This is a genomic window from Buttiauxella sp. AC038 (assembly GCF_979253565.1).
The window spans coordinates 87,801-107,751 of record NZ_CEEDCQ010000004.1 but is presented as its reverse complement, the minus strand read 5'-3'; the positions used below and the strand labels follow the sequence as shown (position 1 = coordinate 107,751).

Below are 19,951 nucleotides of genomic sequence, written 5' to 3'. Positions count from 1 at the left end.
GGGCCCCGGCCTCGTTAAAACAGAAGGCCTGGACGGGTAACGACATGACAGCGGTCAGGAGCAGTGTCAGTGCCCCGAAAAAGATGTTCATGGCAGTGCCTCCGGCGGACAGCGCGAGGTCTGTCCGCGTGGTGAGTGATCAGGTCAGGCTGGTAAAGCGCAGGGTATTGGTGCCGGTGGAGCCGCTGTCTGCCGTGCAACGGGTCGCGGCCGTGGCAGAATTAACAATACCGACGGTTGCACTGCCGTTGATGGACGTCTGCCCGAAGGACTGGGACAGTTTGGAGCCCATGGTGGTGCAGGCGGCCATTGGCACCTGGCTGTAGGTGATGGTGAAGCCCGTTTTACCGCCGCCCGAGGTGGATGGCTCGACGGTTACCGTGCCTCCCCAGGTATTCTGCAGCGTGGCCGACCCACTGTTTTTATCCCCGATCACCGTCATCGACCCCGGGGCGCCATCAAACTTAATCAGGGTGCCGGTCATATCGGTGGCATTGTTGTAGGTATAGAGCCCGTTGTCTTTGAGCAGCCTGCGGGTGTTAACCGAGATTTCCTGGGCGTTCGACATTTCGGCATTCACTTCATTTTTCCCGAACAGCTTACCGGCATTGAGAAATACGCCGACACCGACGAGGGCCACGACGGTCAGCACGACCACCATTTCCAGAGAGAGCACACCCCTGTGCTCCCGTGCAGCAGATCGTAACGACAAGTAACGCATGGTGATTTCCTTATATTAAGTTGCGGGATGAGCCGCGAAGATGCCCGGGAGGCCTGAAACAGACTCCCTGCAGCGGGTTGGAACGAAAAGGGATTACTGACCGATTTGATCGGCCAGGGTATTGAGGTCCTGAAGCACAAGCAGCAGCAGGATCATGTACAGCCCACACAGCGCAAAACACGCCATGGACAGGCGCATAATGCGGCGTTTCATACTCTTGATGGTGTTTCTGAGCAGGTACTGTGCGTAGCGGTCAATGACCAGCTGGCTGTTATCGTTGTTCTGACTGGCCGTGAGCAGCACCAGTTTGTTGATGGCCTCCCGTGACGGGAAAGCATACCCGGCGTTGAACATCGCCAGCCCCAGATGGTCACCGGCATTGACCTGCCGGCGGATCGCGTTGAGGCGCTCCAGCAACCAGGGCGAGGCGTGGGCGGCGAGCTTGTTCAGGGCCTCCAGAGTTCTGACGTTGGCCCCGAGCAGGGCGGCCACATTGAGCAAGAACACCACCCCCTGAAAATCGCGGTACAACGACCAGGGGATGAGATGGTCCAGCACGCGCCGTATGCGGCCGGTCACATTGGGCAGTGACCAGATAGCCCAGCCCAGTACCAGCATCGTCAGGCACGCCAGATACACGCCTTGCTCCGCCACCAGGCTGGCACTCGCTCCCAGCCACCATATTCCGCCGGTCCAGAACTCCCGGGGAAGCAGACGCTCAAGCGACGGCAGAAAATAGTCATTAATCATAAACAGCAGGCTTACCACTACGCTGAGCAGCGTGGCCGGGTACGCCAGCTGGCTGAAGACGCTGGATTTCATCTCATCGATGCCGCGCACCACCAGTGAGGCGCGCTCGAGGGCCTCCACCATTTTTGAGTCCTGCACACCCGCGCTGATGATGGCGCATTCCGCGCGTGGCACCCAGTTGGCCAGCGCCCGGTCGAGCGACAGGCCGTTGTTGATGCCATCCAGAATATCTTCCAGCCAGACAGCGGCACGGGCAGCGGTTGTGCCCCCGTTGCGGGCCGTGGTCAGCATGTTTTCCAGCGCAATATTCAGACGCAGGTTATTGCCCAGCAGAAACCCCAGCTCCTCATACAGTTTCAGCCGGTCCCCGGTGGAAAAGGTTTTGCGGTAAATCCAGCGGTTGGCCTGCCGCAGTGAGAGGCGCACCTCATCAAGCAGCTGCGCGCGGTTAATGTTCATGCGCCGGCTCCTCCGTGCTCAGGCGCTGGTCCTCATCAAGCGGACAGATGGACTGCGCCGCCCGGGGATCAACGCATCCCTCATTAATGAGTTTCAGCACATGGCGGTTACGGGAAATACTGCCGGGTTGCTGCAGCCAGTAAGTGCGGGCGGCGAGTTTGCCCTCCCGGCGGTAACGCTGCATAAACCGCGCATCGGGTCGGATGATTTCCGCCACCACCTGGCGCCCCGCCACGCCTGCGTCACAGTGCTCACAGCCGCTGGCATGACGAAAGCGCACACGCCCGGTATCACAGTGGGCGGCTATCATCGCCCGCTCTTTAGGGAGCAGGGTGTCCTGCACGGCGTCCCAGTCCTGACAGCAATGCGGGCATAACACCTGCACCAGGCGCTGGCTGATGAGGCCAATAAACAGTTGCGGGTCGGCCAGCAGTTCCGGGCGCACATCGAGCGTCACCAGACGCTCCAGGATATTAATCGGGTCATTGGCGTGCGTGGTGGATAACACCAGGTGACCGGTCATGGCGTTGGTGACACAGGCATTGGCCGAGAACGCATCGCGCATTTCCTGCACCAGGATGGCATCGGGATCAATACGCAGGGCATTGGACAGAAGCTGGCGCCAGACACGCAGTACCTCGTCAGGTTTGTTTTTATCCGCGATGATGGGGCACTGCACGGCCCCTATGATCCGACCCTCGGGGGGATCTTCATAGGTCACCAGGTTTTTGCAGTAGTGATGCAGGGCCAGGTACATGTTGGCCAGTGTGCGCAGAGTGGCACTCTTGCCGGAGCCGGTCGGGCCGCTGATGATCACCACGCCTTCCGGTGTGGTGATCATCTCCTCCAGTGCTTCCCGTTGCTCCGGCAGAAAGCCCAGTTCAGCCAGGCTCGGGGGGTTATCGCTGTCATCCTTAATCAGACGCATCACCGCGTGGATCCCGTATACCGTTGGCGTGTGGGAGTAACGGGCACCAAACAGCTTCATGCCCTGCAGGCATTCCGCCTTGATACGCCCGTCCTGCGGGCGGCTGCTGTTAAACTGAGATTCGGCCACATCACACATGGACAGCATGATGGTGGAGGCCAGCTGCTCGCCTTCCTCCCGGGACATGGAGTCCACTTTGACCAGCTCGCCGTGAATACGAAATCTCACCAGCGTCAGTCCGTCCTCCCCGATGGCCAGATGAATATCTGAGGCTTTACGTTCGGCCGCCTGTCGGAAGAGCGCCACCACCCTCAACTGCGGCGGTGTCATTTCCAGCCTGATGTCGGTGGGCATTCCCTTGTTCAGGGCGTGAATTTCATCCAGCCCCACCACTCTGAGCGGGATGTCCGGCAGACGTCCGGTAATGTCACGAACCAGCGCCTGAATGTGGGCGGTGTGGCGGTAGTTATCGGCAATAAACAGGGCGGGTTCATCACGCCGCAGATGGACCTGGGTGGCGATCCCCTCCGGGATCACGATATCCGCCAGTGCATCCGGCGAAAGGTGCGGTGTTGTCATGATGGTCACTCACTGAAGGTCGGAGAATGGACGCTGCCGTCGTCAGCTTTCAGGCGAACGCCGGTGGCCGTGATGTGTTCAACGGTAAACACGGTGCCGGGCAGGCGTTGTCCGCTGGCCACTTCCACCACGGTCCCGTCGCCCATCTGCATCCGGCTTTTCAGGCGATTACCGCTGCCGGCAATTTCCAGGATGCGCGGGACCGTATCCCGTCGTGTTACCTGTGCCACCTCGCGCTCGCTCTTTTTAGTGTCTGTACCCTCACGGATCACCGGCACCGGCGCATCCAGTCCGTTGCCGTTCTGCTGCCAGCTCATGATGGCTTTGGCCCTGGCGGCGCGGAACTCATACAACACCGTTTCGGTCTGAATACGCTCCAGGTCATGGACGGTCCAGGTGCGGGTGGCCGTGGGTGATGGGGCGACCACCGTGCCGGTTTTCTCATCCCCATGCGCGCTTTGGGTCAGTAAGCACAGGCCGGCCAGTACAGCCAGAATGGGTTTAGCGTGTCGCATACAGTTTTCCTTCCAGGCTGTAGTGCAGCCGGGCGTTGATTAACGTCATTGTGATCCCACTCAGGCGAATGCCGGCGCTGTTGAAATCCGGGCCAAACAGGTTGCCGGGCGGGATATCGGTCTGAAGCTCAAAGCTGAAGGTACGCCAGGGTAAATCCACCAGGTTGCCGTCAACCATCACGTTCCGGGTGTTGTCTTCCTTTAACGTCAGCCCGGCGGACAGCTGCTGGGCATAGTTGGTCAGTCGCTGGGTAATTTCATCGGCGTCTGCCGGTCCGTCCTGTGGGGCCTGAAGGTTCACCACCTGCAGGGGAAGGCGTACGCCACCGGAATCAGCCGCGCCTGGAATATTGAAAAACGGCTTCAGGCCGGGCCAGGTTTCATCCAGCCGCGCCCGGAAAGGGCCCAGCGTGCCGCCTTCCGGACGCTTCCAGGCCAGTCGCAGAGACAGGCCATCATCATCCTGACTGCACATCGCGGTCTGAAACAGCCAGCCGGCGAGACTGATGGGCGCATCCCATTTGTCGCTGCACGCCCGGATGAAAGCATCCGGCAGGGGCTGTGATTTCCAGGGTGTTGGCGGGTCCTTTTTCACCAGTTCGCGGGCTTTGGCCAGTGCCTTTGCCTGTTCCTGATGTTGCAGCGCCATCTGATGCTCCTGCCACAGGTTGATGCCGTACCAGCCGGCAAACGCGGTCAGCAAAACGACCGACCACAACACCATCGGACGACGGGAAGACAGCGGCTGTAGTCGGGATGTTTTACGGGCCGGGCCCGACGGCAGCAGCTCTTCCAGAATGCCTTCCGGGGCATCGGTCCCCGGCAGAAAACCGGCCGGGCAGAACACCGCACGCGTCGTCTCATGACCGTGGTAGGCCTGGTACTGGGTGACAGCCTGCAGAATGTCCTCGCGGGTGCCGGTGATATCAGACAGCAGGGACAGTTCACCGCCGGCGGTGGCCACAAACCAGAACTGGTCAGCGCCGACACAGAAGACCGCCCAGCCGTCTGGCCCCAGCATCGCCGTGAGTGGCGGGGCAAGGGCATACGCCCGGCGTTTTTCCTGGGCGTTGAGCGTGGTGAGGTTCAGGGTCGCGGTCCCAATCAGCGTCCCGCCTTTTGTGCTCTGTACCAGATAATGGTCGGCGCCCACCGACCGGGCCTGAAGGCGCTGGTCGCGGCGTCGGTCACTGTCGGCGGCCAGCCAGTGCAGGCCGGCTACCCAGACCTGTTTATCCACAGTGAGAATGAAGTGTTGTTTCATGCTTACCCCAGCAGGACCGGTGTGATGAGAATAACCAGGATGGCATCACCGTTTTCACCTGACACCCCACCCCCAGGCCAATGAAGCCCGGTGAGCCGACACCCTGACGGTTCACGCTGTTGCTCTGCTGATTATGGCCACTGAGCAGTAGCGTCTGGCCGGAGCGCAGAATGGTGCTCTGGGCAAAGTTATGCATTTTGGTTTTCGGCAGCTTCAGCGTGACGTCACCGACTTTTTCCGGCTGCATGTCCGGATCATCACTCATCGAAATGGAGTACTGCAGCTCCATCTGGTCGCTCGACGGCAGAATGTACGGCAGCAGCGTCATGTTAAAGCCGGTGGAGATGGTGGCTTTTTCAACGGAGGTACTGGAGCCGACGTTGGCTGTGTTTTCCGTGCTGACCTGACTGATGTAGTCCTGCTGAGTGACTACCTGCACGCGCACCGGGCTCATGTTGGTGGCCGTGCTGGAGTTCTGTGTCACCACCGAGACATTGGCCTGCTGGGCCAGCGCATGGATAAAGGCATTCGAGTTGGCAAATTTGCCGTCAATGATATTGATGCCACCGGTCATGGCACTGCTCGCCGCCCCTGTCATGGCGTTGCCCAGTGACAGCCCCACACTGCCGGAGGTGAACACCGCATCCCAGTCGATGCCCAGCTGGTCCTGACGTTTTTTGGTCACCGAGTAGACCTTGACGTTCAGCACCACCTGTCGGGTCAGCTCTTTATTGCGTCCTTCTATATAGGCCTGCACCGCACTGAGCACCCGGGTGGTGTCGGTCACCGTCAGCAGCCCGGTGGAAATGGACATGCGCCCGGTCCCCGGTGTCAGCATCGACTTGACCGTGTCTTCAATCTCCTTATAGCGATTGGTGTTCATGTCCGTGACGGTGGTCTGGGAGCTGTTGCCGTCGGTTGAGGCACCGTTACCATTACCACCCGAAGAGGAGCCGTACACCGAACGGGAAGTGAACTGGGTTCTGGAGTCCTGGAAGGTCACCGGGAAGCTGCGCGTGTCGAGATAGAAAATCACCACACGTCCCTGCTCATAACGCCAGGACAAACCCAGACGGGTAGTCACATAGTCGAGCATCCCGGACAGGGAACCCTGCCAGTTAATGCCCTTGAGCACATTGGCGCTGACCAGGACTTTGGTCTGGGCGGGGGAGCCGCCCATCTGACTGAGCGGCACCATGCCGGTCGGGTCCGGAACCGGCGCTGGCACCGGGAGCGGTCCACTGATTTTCTCCGTGGCCCCGCTGGTCATGCCCGGGCTTTGTGCATCCGGGGTAATAATGACCGGCACCCGGCATTCCTGGGTAATAAAGGCACTGATGTCCGCCAGCGACACTTCGCCCGGGCGGATCAGTGTGACCGCACACCCCGGCAATCCCTCTTTTTTCGTCGCCGCGTTCAGGGGGACAGGGTTTATCCACTGGGTGGTGATTTCCTGCACCGGCTTGCCGGTGCTCATGCTCTTCAGCTGGCTACTGGCGGTGGCATGGTCGGCGTCTGCGGTGGCATCTGACTGGTTTATCCGGTCAAACGTGCCGCAGCCGGCCAGCCCCAGAACGGCAATAAGCATTGCCACCCGGGTCTTCAGGTGATGTGTCATGGGCGTGTCTCGAGGGGGCGAACCCCGTCTCAGTTGAGGTAAACGAGGTAGCCGTCCGGGATAGTCTCCGGGACGGTTATCTGCATATCGGTGCCGCGCAGGTCGAGCAGGCGGCGGGCTTTGACGGTGCCCAGCAGGGCAGACTGTCGGGAGTGTGTGGCCAGTGCATCGAGCAGCCCGGTCCGGGCGGGCTGGTAAACAAACACACGGCCCTGGCGGATGAGGTGTCGCACCCCGGCAGGCGGGGCGGACTCCAGCAGACTGTCACTGATTGTGCCGTCCGCTACCGGGTGATAATAAAGATAACTGTTGAGGGCATTCATATAGCGCAGGGTGCTGGCGGCCTGGTATTTCATCACCCCGGCCTGTTGTGTCTGCGCATCGGTGAGATTATCGCGTTGCAGGGCACCGGCAGAAAACAGCAGGAACGCCGAGAAGAAGGCCAGTATCAGGTAACTCATACGCCACCTCAGTTCATGGGTTTGTCATCCACTTTCAGGACGCACTGTGCGGAGTTGGTGCCGGCATACAGCGGGATGGCGGCATTCTGATACAGCGCAAACACCTGATTAAGCACTTCGCGCCATGGCCCACTGAACTGCAGCGGGGCATCAATGCGGTAATTGGTTTCGGTCACCCATGCCACACTCCATTTTTTGCCCGCCTGCACCTCACAGTCGGTGGTGGCCGCCCAGGTAAACAACGTGTCCTTGAGAGTGCTACCGGTTTCGGCGCGCCACAGGCGGGGTGCTGGTTTGACCGGTTCCGGGGCTTTCACTGGCGTGGTGACCTTCGCGGTGGCAACGGATGGCGACGGAGGGCTTGTGGCCGGTATGACGTGGCCCGGCAGCAGTTTGCTCTGTGTCTGTGTCGGGACCGGTGTCGTGGTGCGCGGCGTTACCGGAGGCGTGACCGGCTTGCCGGTCAGTACCTGAGCCGCCCCGGACTTATCAGCCCTGTCCACGGTGACCTGGCGCGAGGCCCAGTAAATGTTGATCTGCAGCTGTTGTTCACGGGCCAGTTTATCGAGCACATAGGGCCACTGGTCGCCGCGTTGCCAGGCGACGCGCGGCAGGCTGCTGCTCTGAAGTCGGGATGACAACACCGTTTTCCAGCCTGCCGGCACGATAGCCGTCAGGGCCTGATCCAGACGAATTTGCTGACCATCGCGAGTGACAATCACCGGCAGCGCATCCGGCGTACCGGTATAGCGTACCTGCTGCAGGCCCGGCATCAGACGTGGACCCGGCGGTAAAGGGACCGAATTGCCGGTGGTCGGTGCCGGTTTTTTGCCGCCTTGGCCAGCAGACTGACCGGTGGGGTGGCGGCTGGGCGTTTCACCGGGGCGAAGTTCAGCCCGCTGGCCAGCGCCAGACTTTCCTGCTCAACTTTCACGACAAGGAGTTGGGCGCTCAGCAGACTGTCCACGTAACTCTGAGCGGCCGGCAGCGTACTGACATGTCCCTGCTGACAACCGGTTAACAATAAAGGAAGCAGGGCCGCGCGCTTCATGATTCTCTCCGGTTTTTGGTGGCATTCATTTTTACCCGATCTTCCAGAATCCGGACCTCGAACTGGCGGTCCAGCAGACAGTCGGTAAGGGCATTGACCAGGGCGTGGACGGTGACCGGGCGGGATTGTCGGTAGCCGATATCCACCGCTAACTTCTCCAGACCTTCCGTGCGCGCAGGGTTAAACCGCACGGTGTGATGATGTGCATTTTTTGTTGTCATGGGGACTCACATGTAAAAAGAGCTGCCCACGGGCAGCTCAGAATGAGGATTTGTCAGCGCAGCCGGGAGGAGAGCCCGGGCCGGGCCGGGTGGTCGTTCAGGATCTGGCAGTCAATACAGAAACGGACGCCGGGGATGGCCGCACGACGCAGTGCGGGGATTTCTTCGCCGCACGAACAGACAAGTGCCGATGGTTTTGCTGCCTGAAGTCGGCGCGTTTCGAGACGCAGGGCATACAGAAACTCTTCCTCTTCCGTGAGTCTATCCAGCACATCCATTGTGATTCTCCGCGTGGTCATGGAACGATTTTGTCAGCGCCAGGAACATTGCGGTGCGCTGAACTTCGTTATCCGTACTGACGATACGACTGATTTTTTCGTACAGTACGCTTTGCAGGGGGGACGGGTTCTCCATCCGTTGCTTGCGTTTACGCGCAGGGCGATACGGTCGCTGTGGCGGTTTCGCCTGTTTTTCCGCTTTGGGGATAAAGTCACGTTCATCGGCACAGGCCGGCAGCGTCATCAGCGTTTCCATCACGGATGCGGGCAGCGGCTTAATTTCCTGGCCGTAACGGACAAACGTACTGACGGCGCTGCATTCATCTTCGATACGGGAAGGATGAATCACTTCCGGGTCGAGATAAACGAACAAATAACCCCGGAACAGCGGCTCTATAAAGGCTCTGACACCGTTACAGTCGCTTCGGGGACGCCAGGTTCTGAGCATGGGGCAGAAAACCGTGATGTTTTTCCGGCTCAGACTGAGCTGGGCCGTATACAGTTTGTCTTTCCCCGGTTCATAGCAAACGAGATACCACGCTTCCATGGTGAAATCCTGTGCAAAGTTGGGTGGGAGGTAAATTTTGGGCGAGCCCCGGAATTTTTTGACCGTGGAGTGACTGGTCAAAAATTAAATGTTCAATCCTGAACCCGCCTCACTGAAGTTTGTGCCCGGCGTTTGGTGTGGACGAGGCGCACTCACTCTATCCCTCCGGACACAAAACTCAGTGAAGCCAGAACGGCCGGCGAGCCATTCCTTTTCTGGCGACGGAGAAAATGCTTTTCTCCGCTTTATTTATACCTGTTTTGCCATGCTACTGTTGATTGCTAAGTAACCGATAACTATTCGTGCCGTCCAGACTGGCGAATCCTGGCCAGTTGAATAGACCGGGTTAATCACATATGGCAGCACACATAACTGGTATGAATCTTAATATGGCGTTTTATATCCTGAAATGTATTTGTTTGTAAATGGGCTACAGCAGGTTGTCAGTTGTAACCCTTGTGGATAACTTTCTTCCAGACCAGCATAAAAGATCGTTCCGGCATTCGCGCACGATCTTTTATGCTAAATCCAGAATTTGGCGCAGAATATCGATCTGTTTTACTGTGCGTTTTTTGAGCAGTAAAAAAGTTGAAAAAAGATGATTTTCGTTGTGTTTTAGCGGGAACAGACAAGAAATTTTACATACGTGAATTTTCGTATATTGATCTGTTTTATATAGGTTTTATTTTTTGAATGATGTAAATACCGAAAGAATAAGGTGGTTTTTTCGAGGTGTTAGCGGCGGTTTTTAATGGATATTCACACAGGGAAAAAATCGGGTATGATACGCAGCATGCTGAGAACGCTGACCAGTGCAACAACGGCGAACTGTTGTCGGTCAGATCCTGTTACGGGGCGGTGAACCTTGCCCGTACCGGGCGTCAGTGCTAGATTACTGATCGTTTTACAGAATTTGCAGGTGGGCCACGCCGTAAGGTGGCAGGGAATGGTTCTGAGAAATGTCCGGAGCCAGAAAAGCGAAAACCCCGAGAATCTCTTTCAACTTTGGCGGGCTGAGAAGATTAACGGGGTTCACTAATACTGCATAGAGATTGTTGCTCTATGCGGGGAGTATAGATTCATGCTCAGAGAAATTCAAGACCTCTCGCGCGTACTCCTTCCGTGCAACATAAGCGCAGGAAGGTGTGCCTGAACAATCTTTATCCCGTCCGGGTTTTTGCCCTGATAATGACGAGTCCGACTTGTTCTGGCAGGGCATCAGTGAACGCTGCGAAGAGGCGTTTCTGGTCGCACCGGTCAGAAAAAATCCCTGCGCCGACGTGGGGAACACTCCACAAAAGCCAAATGTGCCCGACCTGAATGGTTCCGTCCTGCCCGTTATAAGGCGCTCGGCGGACAGCTGGGCCATGCCTATCATCGTCTGGTGATGAAAGATCCGCAGACCGGCCTGCCGCGTCTGCGTATGCACATGTCCCGCCATCCTTTGTATGTCCGCGAGCGCGAACGCGCCGGCCGTAAATATGCCTTCCGCCCTGAGAAACAATATCTGTTGGATGCACTCTGGCCAGCACTGGTGAGTTTCTGCGACGCCGGTAAACACTCTGTCGGCATGTGTGTCTCACGACTGGCGTATGAAATCAGCCCGAAAGATGAAAAAGGGCAACTGCTGGCGGGACAGGAAGTGACGGTGTCGCGTCTGTCCCGGCTTATTGATGAGCAGATCCGATTTGGCGTACTGGCCATCTCGGAAGAAAAGACCTGGGACCGTGAATCCCGCACCTGGTTTCCTAAATACGTCTGGATCACCGCACTGGGTTTCTCGATGCTGGGTGTGGACCTGGTGAAGCTCGAAGCCCAGCAACAAAAGAAGCTGCGTGAGAGTGAAGAACGCCGCCGGCTGATTGCCGAAGGGGTAATGAGCGAGCATGACGAACTGTCCCCTCATGCTGCCCGCCTGCGCTGGGCGGCTCAGAAACGTGCCGAGGCGCTGAAGTTCCGGCGCCAGCGTGGGGCTGACCGTAAACGGGCTAACCGTCTGGCCAGACTGCCCCGTGACAGCCAGGTGTATGAAATGTCACGCTTCCTGCTGAAGACGATGGCGCCGGATGAGGCCTACTGGTGTACGCCACAACGCCTTGAGCAGCTGGCCGTGCAGCGCCTGTATCAGCTCGAGCTGGCACTGGCGTCACCGCCTCCACACTGACCCCTGAGTTACCTGCCTGAATGCAGCCAGCCCCGCCGGGGCGCTTTGTGCTGCCTGCTGCCTGCCCGTTTCGCGGGACTTTCCTTTGCCTGAGCCATTTATGGCCATCACCCCATAAAAATCATCACACCGGGGACATGCTGACGCGGTGTTCTCTGCGTTATCCACATAAATCCGCAAATAGATAACTGAGGAAACCTGCAAGCAGATAAAATGAAAGCTGCAAAATAGTCTTACACCCCCTTCTTTTTCCTTTGCCTTTGAACCACCAGGCAAACAACCTGTTGTCTGTGAAAAATCGGTGAACAGTGGGGATAATGCCTTCGCTTACAGTGGCCAACGGCCACGTCACTCAGAAAAGGGAAGAAATAGCTCCCGTCGCACAGCGCCGGGCCCCCAACGGGGCAACCTCACTCACCGCAACCAGACCCACCACTGAAAAGCGCCGCCGCCCGGCCTGAAAGGCCGGAACAGAGTCGCTTTAAATGATGGATGTTGTAACTAGCATCAGTGACGCTTAAAGAAGTATTGCTGTGAGTGAGCCGTACACGCTCGTAGCTCGCTTCGCATCGCACGCGGAGATACGCCCTGTCTGCGGCTGAAGCCTTGCCATGGCCACTCCGACCGCGCACAAAACGACAACATTGTGGTCAGCGGGTATGGCTTAGCAGGGCGGAAGGGACGATAGGCAAAACCTGTCAAAGCCGGGCGGCGTTGCCGCGTGACCGGCGCCAGTAAACAGAAGAATATCTCTGTCACAACAGCGGGCGCCTGGGTGTCGCAGGCGACACAAAAAATAGCTTTATAAACATGATGTTATCTTTTTATTGCGGTATAATTAACCATCTTATGAAAGGCATTAAGGGTACTGTAATGACATCTTCGCCGGCTCCGGCCAGTAAGAAAAAGCAAAAACTGACGTCCGGGGAAATTCTTGGCCCGGTGTGTACGGTCTGGCCACAGCTCTGGCCGGAATGGCCACAGCGACGCTTCCGACCTGTGAGCATCGGCACTGGCCAGAAGATGAAGGCATGGGCGGCAGAACATCCGGAGTCCGGACTGACGGTCCGGGTCATCGACAAGGCGATGTGGTTTGTCACCACCCGTCTGGAATATCTGCATCAGCTGAAACCCGGCGCCGTTCGTTACGGTCTGGACGGCCAGCCTGACGGAGTGGTCACCGCCGGAGAAGCAGAACACGCGCTGGAGCAGGTAGAGGTAGTGCGCCAGAAAATGCAGACGGCAAAAAAGGGTGCGCAGGGGAAATAAGCGGTGTTAACACAAAGCCATAGCAACAGTATCAGGCGTCATTACCATCAGGATGATTTTTTGAGTCCGGCTAGCGTCCGCCCGGAATTCGGAAATTATCCTACTTAAACCGCAATAATATCGGTTCACAAACTTATGACCATGGAGAAAAGAGTATGTCTTACAACGAAGAATTTCAGAAGGCACTAGAGCGTACGGCGTCCTTTGACCTTACACCACCGAAAGGCGTAAATGAAGTTCCCGGGCGGATGATGAATGATAAACGGGTTCGTCATTTGAACAGTGTGCTGGCTCCAGTATTCGAAGGTATGACGAATTATGCGCAGATTGCAGGACAGTGTATGCCCCTTCATCTCAAGGCTCGCCCCGTTCTTGAAGAATGGCTTGGATGTCCGGTGTATTTTACTCTTGGCTGGATTGATGATGGTACGCCGAAGGGAATTCACAAATTTGATGACGCCATGATTGCGAATAAACTGGCGAATGCTCATCAGGATGACACTATCAATATTCATGCATGGTTAACGTTACCCACCATGGAAATCATCGATCTGACGTTGAGCACAACCTTCAGCATTCTGCAGGGCCGTAAGGAAGGTCAAGGTGGCGTTATTACGAAGAAAGCGGACGAGATAACCGGTTTTGCATATAAACCGATGCTAGTTGGTGAGATGTTTCTTTCTAAGATTGGGATCTTGCAGAACGTGACCTGGTACGAGTTGGGATAAGATATTTCATATAGACGTTTTTCGCCGGAACCTTATAGGGATCTGCTTGGAATTCGGAAATTATCCTACGTTAGAGTTTTGAGCTTTACAGGAGGTTTCGTTCCTGGGGTACTGAAGCACTTAGGCCGGGTATCTGCCGGCCCGCAGATAATGTTACTCTTCGCCCCGGCTCCTGCCGTAGCTGGCCTGCAGCGTGCGTGCAATCTTGGAAAAGTCAGTGATCTGACCAAACAGCTGCCTTATCAGATCATCCATCAGCGAGCAGGCGCCCTCGATGTGCGACTGCCTGATCGTGGCGTCGGAGTGGCTAGCGTGGTTGCCTATATCTTTCAGAGCGTGGAACGTTTCATAGTGTGGCCCCAGCGTGTCCTTGAATCGCTCAATCCGGTTTCCCAGCTTGATCGGCCACGGTTTTCCGCTTCCCGTGCTGAACCGGGGTATCTTCATATTATCCAGCAGCATTTCCAGCGCGATGCGCATGGAGTTTAACGCGGCGCTGCCGCTTATGGGCAGCAAAGACGCCGCCATCTTCAGCTGGGATTTCACATCGTCCGGGCAGGCTTCAGGAAGGCTGAAGACCGGCAGCGGTGGGTCGAAAGATTTAGCTCGGTAGAGGGTGTAGTAAACCATGGCCTCCTGCCGTGCGTCCGGCTCACGTTCGCCCCGGCCAGAGCCAGATACCGCCACGGACTCCCTGCAACTGCTGCGCCGGCACTGCAGAATGCAGGTGAATACGAACTCCTCATGATCATAGTCATACCAGTCCTCGCACCGGTAGCGCAGCGAGTACGCAGAATGCTGTGAGTGAAAGCTGCCGGGTAGCAGCTCCAGTGACGGCGCCATGCACGCCGGGCAGCACCACTCCGGAATGCTGTCCTCAGTAAACGTAACGGTTGGAAAGGGGCCGGGCATAGGTGATTTTTCCGCGCAAAGTATGTATCGGTATTTTACACAATCTTAGCTACGGTATGATCAGCCTCTCTTCTGAACAATTTCAAGATGTAGTCTTAATGTACAATATTGTTCATTTCCCAAACTAAGTTAAAAAGTAGTCCTGGCGTGGTTTGTTTTCCGTTTTCCAAGCGGACCCATTTTTAATCTGGATACTGGTCATCTAACTGTTTACTTCGAATATCTGATGATATTTTAGAACAAGCTTTTATTAATTCGTTTAATACTATGGCTATTTTTGAAAAGTCATAGCTCTCATATGCTTTACTACCCGTATTTAGTTTCATAAATCTTTTCGTGTAATAGTCTTTATTTTCTAACGCCCCCTGATAAGCGTCACTTTCTTTTTTGTAGTTAGACCAGCGTATCTTTGCTTCATCATAATTTGAATAGGTTAAATCCAAATAGCATTCAATTGCCACCGCGCGACCGTTAATGTTTTCTTTAGTTATACCGTGAGGCCCAATTGCGGGGAATTCGTTGAAGTCAGGCAGATCTGGTAAATGGACACAATTTATGTTTTGAGGTAAGGCAAGTTCTCGGATTTTATTGTACGCTTCTATACCTTCACAATCGTTGTCTAATACAAAAACAATCCGATTTTGAATGTCAATTTTCACAAGACCATCCGCAAATTTTATCAAGTTGCCAGTGCCGGGGAAAGGGTGTCCTGACTTCATATCGATGAAATGGAAAAAATCCTCAATGTCATGCCGCAATAGGCGTAATGCCTTTTGGAGGATATGAGAATCAGAGCTTCCTTCAGTTGCTATGAGAAACTTGTCATGCCTGCGAGTGTTTGTCTCAATATCTTTTAGGTTGGCCCAACCATTGGAAACTAAAGCACCATAATCCCAGGTGACAAATTCACCGCTATTATTTTTGTTTTCAGCTAATAATCTGATCACTGAATAGGGGTGAAGTATATTTACCAATGAGCCGAAGGAGGATTTTTCAGACCATGCATCATTAAAATTGCTTTCATATTGTGGGATTCTGCGTAGCAGGCGTTCATTAGTAAACCTGCCTCTAATCAGTTGTTTTTCTTTTTCTGGGTCGTCTTCGTTTACAAAATCGCTATCTAAGTCTTTAAGGTTGACATTTTTAATGAAATTGATAAATTCTGGAAAACTCATTAATTCGACTTTTGTTTTTGCATACTTTGGATAGAATTTTTCAAACTCATCATTTTCAATGATGATTTTTTTCACCATCAGATTATATTCTTTTTCTGCATTATCAATAGTGAAACCAAGCAGATCGAGACGATGGACTATTTGCCCTAATGGCTTTCGCAAAATGGTACGAAAAAGAATGTTATCTGGTTCGTTGAAATCGCCCCCTTCCGCAACTTCTTCGGCTGTGGGCGGTACGATGTAATGATCGCCGCTCTGAAACAGTCCACCATGATCTATGCCTAACGAGTTCTTACTCCAGCACATCGTCATGCCTGACACGTCGAGAGAAATTTCAGTACCCATTGTTCAACCTTTCTGCGGTGTTTTTGTAGTGTCCAAATACTATCAACACGCTGGCAGCGCATCCATTCTTTATCAAATTAGTCAAACAACGAACTAAACGTACAATAATTCTCTATATCCAAACTGCCCCCTAATCGTTCGGTTTCGGACACAAAAACGCAGTAGCGCCGCAATTCAAGGGACAGGCAAGATCGCGCTGGTTAAAAAATACTCTTAGCGTGGTTTGTTTTCCTTTTTCCAAGCGGACCCCCTGTTCCGGTGCTGAACGAAAGATATAATCATTTTTTGTTGATACATAATCAAATATTGATTATGCTGTTGATGTTGAAACAGTCAAACAGGTTAGTTATGAAGCTTTCTGAACATATCGATCTTTTCTTTGACGGGAATAAATCTGCTTTTGCTAAAAGTATGAGTGTTACCCCTCAACAAGTTACAAAATGGGTTAACGATGACTGGATCATTGTTGACGGAACTCTTTACAGTCCCAGAAGGGATTTAGCCAGAGGCAATATGATGGAACGTAAGAAATTTTTAGCAAGCATATTCTGCGGCGCTCAATATGCTTTGGCAGAGTTAAGGGAACACAACGCCCAGGGACCCAATGCAAATGGAATAGCACAAAATGCCCGCAACACAATTGAATTACTGGCAGAATTCTTTAAGAAAGAGAATTATAATATCTATATGTTTGCCTATAATAATAAAGCGCAGCAGTTTGAGCTTTATTCCTCCCTACCTGTTTTTGAGTTGGGTGTTACCTATTTCCATGTATTTAATCCGGGTAGCATCCTGTTTTCCTATAACAATGACATGAAGTCCGAGGATACCTTTGAGGTTCCCACTAACCCCAGTCGACTGGTAGCCAACCGCTTTGATCCTTATGCGTTTACGATATTGCGCCAGGAAATTCAGCAGGCGTTAAGTCAGTAAAGAAGTTTATTAAACGCTTACACAGGTGATCATCAATTGTTAAACCATAAGAGTACGACCAGAGTTCAAAATTCTGGCCGTATTTCACTTCTTCGTTGTTGCGCTATCTGTTCGCTGTGAACCTCATATTTTTATTAAAATTAAAGCAATTCATCAATATAAGTCATAATGGAACGAACCAGATTTATGGCAAAACGCGCATCGGCTTCATTAAGCAAAGTTTCGGTAGGATGAGCCATACTGTAATGGTTACGCAGGTTATTGATTCCATGAAGTATTGCGGCAGAAGACTTCAACATTTTAAACACATCTTCATTTCTTCCATCATCCGGCAGGGCCTTGAGATGTGCAGTTATCAGGGAAAGCAATCCTGGAACATTATTATTTGTAATATCGGTCGCAATTCCATGGTTTGCACACATTTGTCTTAATGAAGCATGAAGAGCTGTATGGACACGATCATAAGCCCGGTGTGGTCCATTTTTCTGAAGCAACACTTCCGCATCTTCTAAAGCCTGGTAAATGTTTTCGTTCACATTTTTCACTGGAGCTGCGGAAACATTTCTTTGCCCATTCTGATTAACAATGCCCTTTATTTCATTGAATAACTCAGTATTGGCATTGTTGATAAAGTGTTGAACATTATCCAACGCCCAGATTTTAGAAAGGTTATCATCGTCCCTGGCCAGAGTGCTTTCTATGGCAGAGATGGCCACCCCTTTCAGCTCCGGGTTGCCCCAGTAAACATGCTGGTAGAATTTATAAAGCCCTTCCGGAACATCTTCACAAGATGTAACAGCAAACAGCTCCTGCCAGTCACCTTCGTTAAATTTTTCAGCCAGGATTTTGGCCAAATTAATTTGTGAAACTTTATTCAACATACTGATCCTTTGAAGTTTGTACTTCTTAATTGAGTTTACCGGAACGGCGTCTCAGTAAACGAAATCCGTGTACTGGTGTACCCCTTGCTCTGTAACAGGAATGAAATCCCATCCATCATCATTGCTCTGTTACTGCGGGGACCAATTCTGATGTTTTTTAGTGGCAGCTTATCTTTTGCTTTAATGATCAGATATGGCACCAGACCGCTGTCATTGACACGAAAATTGACACCCTTAAAAGGTCTGTCCGGGAGAATGACCATCCGGAACTCCTGCTCCTCTTTGAAACCGTCATTCTTGAAAAAAGGCGGCAGGCTGTGTGCCAGTTTGGTTGCCTGAATCATCTCATGCATTACATCTGCATTGATTGCCGCCTGAACCTCTGGCTGACGAAAAAAGGCGAGGATTTCGTTCCGGGCTTCAACCGTGGAATCCTCTTTGGTATAGATCACCCGGTTTTTAAACACCTGGTAGTGCGTGAGTTCCAGGGAGGCAATCAGTTCTTCATCATCAAATTCCAGACACACGCCCTGAGAGCTGCCATAGCCCCGCCACTGACTTAACAGGTCGGGTTCGAGACAGAAAGAAAGGTTATAGACATGAGCAGCCCGATGCATTCTGAAGTGCGTCAGTGCCTGTTCGATGAACTTGAGGGTTTTCGGGTTAAAGTCGTCCCTCAGGTACTGCAGGGCATTCTCAAGACAGTTCATGCCGTGAATCAGTTCATTGCTGTCATTGAGGAAGGAAAAGTGCGTCGCCCACAGTGAGCCTGATTCGATGATGCCCTTCAGGCCGTTCAGGTCAGTGTAATGATAAATCTTCATCTGGCAGCCTCCTGACTGTCCTGGCCCTGTTCGCACTCAATTTTCTGCATGTTAGACAGAAATGGGAACAGCTTAAGGGCCGCTTCCCTTTGTTCCGCTATAGACTGTTCCCGGGCCTGCCATTCCGGGTCCGCAGCCAGCACTTCGTCGGCGGTATCGCGTAACCAGGCATACAGCTCTTCGCCACCATTGAGATCAACCCGGCGGGTTTTTACCGGGTCTTCATGCTTCATGATATTGCGCAGAAGTTTTCCCAGTGAGCCACCTGACTCGACAGCTTCAGCCGGGATATACTCCGGATATTCTGGAAACTGATCCAGCGTCAGATCTATATATTCCCCGTCCAGCAATACGATGACATGCCCGTGAACCGTTGAGTTTTCCGCTTCATGAAAGCCAGCGTTACCTTCCATAAAAATGATGCAGGGGTGGCATCCCTCAGTATCTGTCAGGTACTTCGCCAGTGTGTTGCTGGCTAAATCGCAGCTGCCGTGCGGGAAATTCCTCAGTTCCGTTTTCCATCGAGGAAAATGACGGCACTCGTCAGCCCGCTCACCGGCGCCAAGCTCCAGCACCCGTCGAAATGCCTTTATACGTAATGTTCTTTCCTGTCTCATTTTTTCACCTTCCCGTCATGGCGGGCCAGGGCCAGCAGTTCGGCCTGAAGTTTACGGTCGTCCTCCCGGGATTCCTTCAGCTCCGCTTTCGTGTCCTGCAGCTGCGTCGCCAGGTGTTCGCCGGTGGCGGTCAGGCGGGCCACCTGCTCGCGTAGCGGCAGCGCCTCCGCGCGCAGCTCGCGCACCTCCTGCAGCAGGCGGTCACGTTCAGCCACCACTTCCCGCAGCACCGCCAGCTCGCTTTCCAGGGCGGCCACCTTCGTCAGCGCCTCATCCCGCTCCTGGTCAGCACGGGCAATGTCGTCGTCGGCCTGCTCGCGCGCCGCCAGGGCCCCAGCTTCAGCCTGTTTCACCGCCGCCAGCCACAGCAGCCCCAGCTGGCCGGTCAGCAGCTGCGCCAGCTCTGCCGGCAGGGGCGTGGTCTGTTCAGCGGCCTGCTCGCGCTGGCGGGCGCGGTACGCGCGCATCACCGGGGAAATGTGGGACAGGGAGCCGCCGCCGAGGTGCTGACGGACCTGCTCGTTGGTCGGGTTCGGGGTGCCGGCGGCGATCAGGGCGGCGGCGGCGTCTTCAATGCGGCGGACGGTGTCCGGGGAGAGGGTGGTCATGGTCTGGCTCCGGTTTCTCAGGGAATGGCGTCATCGTACGCCGGTGTAAAAAATACACAATACACAAAATACAGATAATACATACAATACAATTAATACATAT

General features: G+C 54.1%; 22 protein-coding genes and 2 pseudogenes. 5 read left to right on the top strand and 19 right to left on the bottom strand.

Annotated features, from left to right (window positions below; all coding sequences use genetic code 11):
- Positions 1–139 precede the first annotated feature (139 nt).
- From AC0IXI_RS24100 to AC0IXI_RS24045, 12 genes are all read right to left on the bottom strand, one after another.
- The gene (locus AC0IXI_RS24100) at positions 140–721 is read right to left on the bottom strand and encodes a type 4 pilus major pilin (protein WP_471683379.1); all 582 of its coding nucleotides are present in this window, start codon (positions 719–721) and stop codon (positions 140–142) included.
- A gap of 93 nt (positions 722–814) precedes the next feature.
- The gene (locus tag AC0IXI_RS24095) at positions 815–1,930 is read right to left on the bottom strand and encodes a type II secretion system F family protein (protein ID WP_471683378.1); all 1,116 of its coding nucleotides are present in this window, start codon (positions 1,928–1,930) and stop codon (positions 815–817) included.
- Positions 1,920–3,437: a GspE/PulE family protein gene (locus AC0IXI_RS24090; protein ID WP_471683377.1), complete on the bottom strand. Its 1,518-nt coding sequence runs from the start codon at positions 3,435–3,437 to the stop codon at positions 1,920–1,922. The genes AC0IXI_RS24095 and AC0IXI_RS24090 overlap by 11 nt, the downstream gene beginning before the upstream one ends.
- A 5-nt stretch (positions 3,438–3,442) precedes the next feature.
- Positions 3,443–3,952 (bottom strand): type IV pilus biogenesis protein PilP, encoded by a 510-nt coding sequence (gene pilP, locus AC0IXI_RS24085; RefSeq protein ID WP_471683376.1) that lies wholly within the window; start codon positions 3,950–3,952, stop codon positions 3,443–3,445.
- Positions 3,939–5,216: a type 4b pilus protein PilO2 gene (pilO2, locus tag AC0IXI_RS24080; RefSeq protein WP_471683375.1), complete on the bottom strand. Its 1,278-nt coding sequence runs from the start codon at positions 5,214–5,216 to the stop codon at positions 3,939–3,941. Before pilO2 ends, pilP begins: the two co-directional genes overlap by 14 nt.
- Positions 5,185–6,834 (bottom strand): PilN family type IVB pilus formation outer membrane protein, encoded by a 1,650-nt coding sequence (gene pilN, locus AC0IXI_RS24075; protein WP_471683374.1) that lies wholly within the window; start codon positions 6,832–6,834, stop codon positions 5,185–5,187. Before pilN ends, pilO2 begins: the two co-directional genes overlap by 32 nt.
- A gap of 29 nt (positions 6,835–6,863) precedes the next feature.
- Entirely contained in the window at positions 6,864–7,295 is a 432-nt protein-coding gene (pilM, locus tag AC0IXI_RS24070) for a type IV pilus biogenesis protein PilM (RefSeq protein WP_471683373.1), read from the bottom strand.
- Between the two features lie 8 nt (positions 7,296–7,303).
- A complete protein-coding gene (locus AC0IXI_RS24065) occupies positions 7,304–8,068 on the bottom strand; it encodes a TcpQ domain-containing protein (RefSeq protein WP_471683372.1) in 765 nt (254 codons plus the stop codon).
- Positions 8,068–8,346 (bottom strand): hypothetical protein, encoded by a 279-nt coding sequence (locus tag AC0IXI_RS24060; RefSeq protein ID WP_471683371.1) that lies wholly within the window; start codon positions 8,344–8,346, stop codon positions 8,068–8,070. The genes AC0IXI_RS24065 and AC0IXI_RS24060 overlap by 1 nt, the downstream gene beginning before the upstream one ends.
- Positions 8,343–8,567 (bottom strand): hypothetical protein, encoded by a 225-nt coding sequence (locus AC0IXI_RS24055; protein WP_471683370.1) that lies wholly within the window; start codon positions 8,565–8,567, stop codon positions 8,343–8,345. The genes AC0IXI_RS24060 and AC0IXI_RS24055 overlap by 4 nt, the downstream gene beginning before the upstream one ends.
- A gap of 53 nt (positions 8,568–8,620) precedes the next feature.
- Complete coding sequence (locus tag AC0IXI_RS24050) at positions 8,621–8,845, bottom strand: TraR/DksA C4-type zinc finger protein (RefSeq protein ID WP_471683369.1); 225 nt, start codon at positions 8,843–8,845, stop codon at positions 8,621–8,623.
- Complete coding sequence (locus AC0IXI_RS24045; RefSeq protein ID WP_471683368.1) at positions 8,829–9,392, bottom strand: transcription termination/antitermination NusG family protein; 564 nt, start codon at positions 9,390–9,392, stop codon at positions 8,829–8,831. Before AC0IXI_RS24045 ends, AC0IXI_RS24050 begins: the two co-directional genes overlap by 17 nt.
- Before the next feature lie 1,081 nt (positions 9,393–10,473).
- On the opposite strand from AC0IXI_RS24045, the gene tap reads away from it, so the two are divergent.
- The 4 genes and pseudogenes from tap (at position 10,474) to AC0IXI_RS24025 (ending at position 13,553) form a co-directional block, all read left to right on the top strand.
- A complete protein-coding gene (gene tap / locus AC0IXI_RS24040; RefSeq protein ID WP_471683388.1) occupies positions 10,474–10,545 on the top strand; it encodes a RepA leader peptide Tap in 72 nt (23 codons plus the stop codon).
- Positions 10,538–11,556: pseudogene (gene repA, locus AC0IXI_RS24035) on the top strand (plasmid replication initiator RepA). Before tap ends, repA begins: the two are co-directional and overlap by 8 nt.
- Positions 11,557–12,429: 873 nt before the next feature.
- Positions 12,430–12,825, top strand: a complete 396-nt coding sequence (locus AC0IXI_RS24030; RefSeq protein WP_471683367.1) for a ProQ/FINO family protein — start codon at positions 12,430–12,432, stop codon at positions 12,823–12,825.
- 155 nt (positions 12,826–12,980) lie between these two features.
- On the top strand, positions 12,981–13,553 hold the full coding sequence (locus tag AC0IXI_RS24025; protein ID WP_471683366.1) for a hypothetical protein: 573 nt from the start codon (positions 12,981–12,983) through the stop codon (positions 13,551–13,553).
- Positions 13,554–13,706: 153 nt separating this feature from the next.
- On the opposite strand, the gene AC0IXI_RS24020 is transcribed toward AC0IXI_RS24025, so the two are convergent.
- Positions 13,707–14,396 (bottom strand): DUF4145 domain-containing protein, encoded by a 690-nt coding sequence (locus AC0IXI_RS24020; RefSeq protein ID WP_471683365.1) that lies wholly within the window; start codon positions 14,394–14,396, stop codon positions 13,707–13,709.
- Positions 14,397–14,647: 251 nt separating this feature from the next.
- Positions 14,648–15,985: a HEPN/Toprim-associated domain-containing protein gene (locus tag AC0IXI_RS24015; protein WP_471683364.1), complete on the bottom strand. Its 1,338-nt coding sequence runs from the start codon at positions 15,983–15,985 to the stop codon at positions 14,648–14,650.
- 348 nt (positions 15,986–16,333) lie between these two features.
- On the opposite strand from AC0IXI_RS24015, the gene AC0IXI_RS24010 reads away from it, so the two are divergent.
- Complete coding sequence (locus tag AC0IXI_RS24010; protein ID WP_471683363.1) at positions 16,334–16,918, top strand: hypothetical protein; 585 nt, start codon at positions 16,334–16,336, stop codon at positions 16,916–16,918.
- A 140-nt stretch (positions 16,919–17,058) separates the two neighbouring features.
- On the opposite strand, the gene AC0IXI_RS24005 is transcribed toward AC0IXI_RS24010, so the two are convergent.
- The 5 genes and pseudogenes from AC0IXI_RS24005 to AC0IXI_RS23985 all read right to left on the bottom strand — a co-directional run bounded on the left by AC0IXI_RS24005 (position 17,059) and on the right by AC0IXI_RS23985 (position 19,848).
- The gene (locus tag AC0IXI_RS24005; RefSeq protein WP_471683362.1) at positions 17,059–17,799 is read right to left on the bottom strand and encodes an abortive infection family protein; all 741 of its coding nucleotides are present in this window, start codon (positions 17,797–17,799) and stop codon (positions 17,059–17,061) included.
- A gap of 35 nt (positions 17,800–17,834) precedes the next feature.
- A complete protein-coding gene (locus tag AC0IXI_RS24000) occupies positions 17,835–18,416 on the bottom strand; it encodes a DUF2971 domain-containing protein (protein WP_471683387.1) in 582 nt (193 codons plus the stop codon).
- Positions 18,417–18,431: 15 nt separating this feature from the next.
- Positions 18,432–18,623: pseudogene (locus AC0IXI_RS23995) on the bottom strand (hypothetical protein); the annotation flags it as partial.
- Positions 18,620–19,240: a hypothetical protein gene (locus AC0IXI_RS23990; RefSeq protein WP_471683361.1), complete on the bottom strand. Its 621-nt coding sequence runs from the start codon at positions 19,238–19,240 to the stop codon at positions 18,620–18,622. The gene AC0IXI_RS23990 and the pseudogene AC0IXI_RS23995, both read right to left, overlap by 4 nt.
- The gene (locus AC0IXI_RS23985; RefSeq protein ID WP_471683360.1) at positions 19,237–19,848 is read right to left on the bottom strand and encodes a DNA-binding protein; all 612 of its coding nucleotides are present in this window, start codon (positions 19,846–19,848) and stop codon (positions 19,237–19,239) included. Before AC0IXI_RS23985 ends, AC0IXI_RS23990 begins: the two co-directional genes overlap by 4 nt.
- Positions 19,849–19,951 lie beyond the last annotated feature (103 nt).

Coding starts and splice junctions, on each gene's coding strand:
- AC0IXI_RS24030 (WP_471683367.1), top strand. CDS start 12,430: ATGACATCTTCGCCGGCTCCGGCCAGTAAGAAAAAGCAAAAACTGACG.
- AC0IXI_RS24095 (WP_471683378.1), bottom strand. CDS start 1,930: ATGAACATTAACCGCGCGCAGCTGCTTGATGAGGTGCGCCTCTCACTG.
- AC0IXI_RS23985 (WP_471683360.1), bottom strand. CDS start 19,848: ATGACCACCCTCTCCCCGGACACCGTCCGCCGCATTGAAGACGCCGCC.
- AC0IXI_RS24045 (WP_471683368.1), bottom strand. CDS start 9,392: ATGGAAGCGTGGTATCTCGTTTGCTATGAACCGGGGAAAGACAAACTG.
- AC0IXI_RS24065 (WP_471683372.1), bottom strand. CDS start 8,068: ATGCCGGGCCTGCAGCAGGTACGCTATACCGGTACGCCGGATGCGCTG.
- AC0IXI_RS24025 (WP_471683366.1), top strand. CDS start 12,981: ATGTCTTACAACGAAGAATTTCAGAAGGCACTAGAGCGTACGGCGTCC.
- AC0IXI_RS24090 (WP_471683377.1), bottom strand. CDS start 3,437: ATGACAACACCGCACCTTTCGCCGGATGCACTGGCGGATATCGTGATC.
- AC0IXI_RS24055 (WP_471683370.1), bottom strand. CDS start 8,567: ATGACAACAAAAAATGCACATCATCACACCGTGCGGTTTAACCCTGCG.
- AC0IXI_RS24005 (WP_471683362.1), bottom strand. CDS start 17,799: ATGTTGAATAAAGTTTCACAAATTAATTTGGCCAAAATCCTGGCTGAA.
- pilN (WP_471683374.1), bottom strand. CDS start 6,834: ATGACACATCACCTGAAGACCCGGGTGGCAATGCTTATTGCCGTTCTG.
- AC0IXI_RS24060 (WP_471683371.1), bottom strand. CDS start 8,346: ATGAAGCGCGCGGCCCTGCTTCCTTTATTGTTAACCGGTTGTCAGCAG.
- AC0IXI_RS24010 (WP_471683363.1), top strand. CDS start 16,334: ATGAAGCTTTCTGAACATATCGATCTTTTCTTTGACGGGAATAAATCT.
- AC0IXI_RS24100 (WP_471683379.1), bottom strand. CDS start 721: ATGCGTTACTTGTCGTTACGATCTGCTGCACGGGAGCACAGGGGTGTG.
- AC0IXI_RS23990 (WP_471683361.1), bottom strand. CDS start 19,240: ATGAGACAGGAAAGAACATTACGTATAAAGGCATTTCGACGGGTGCTG.
- pilM (WP_471683373.1), bottom strand. CDS start 7,295: ATGAGTTACCTGATACTGGCCTTCTTCTCGGCGTTCCTGCTGTTTTCT.
- AC0IXI_RS24020 (WP_471683365.1), bottom strand. CDS start 14,396: ATGGCGCCGTCACTGGAGCTGCTACCCGGCAGCTTTCACTCACAGCAT.
- pilO2 (WP_471683375.1), bottom strand. CDS start 5,216: ATGAAACAACACTTCATTCTCACTGTGGATAAACAGGTCTGGGTAGCC.
- pilP (WP_471683376.1), bottom strand. CDS start 3,952: ATGCGACACGCTAAACCCATTCTGGCTGTACTGGCCGGCCTGTGCTTA.
- AC0IXI_RS24050 (WP_471683369.1), bottom strand. CDS start 8,845: ATGGATGTGCTGGATAGACTCACGGAAGAGGAAGAGTTTCTGTATGCC.
- AC0IXI_RS24000 (WP_471683387.1), bottom strand. CDS start 18,416: ATGCATCGGGCTGCTCATGTCTATAACCTTTCTTTCTGTCTCGAACCC.
- AC0IXI_RS24015 (WP_471683364.1), bottom strand. CDS start 15,985: ATGGGTACTGAAATTTCTCTCGACGTGTCAGGCATGACGATGTGCTGG.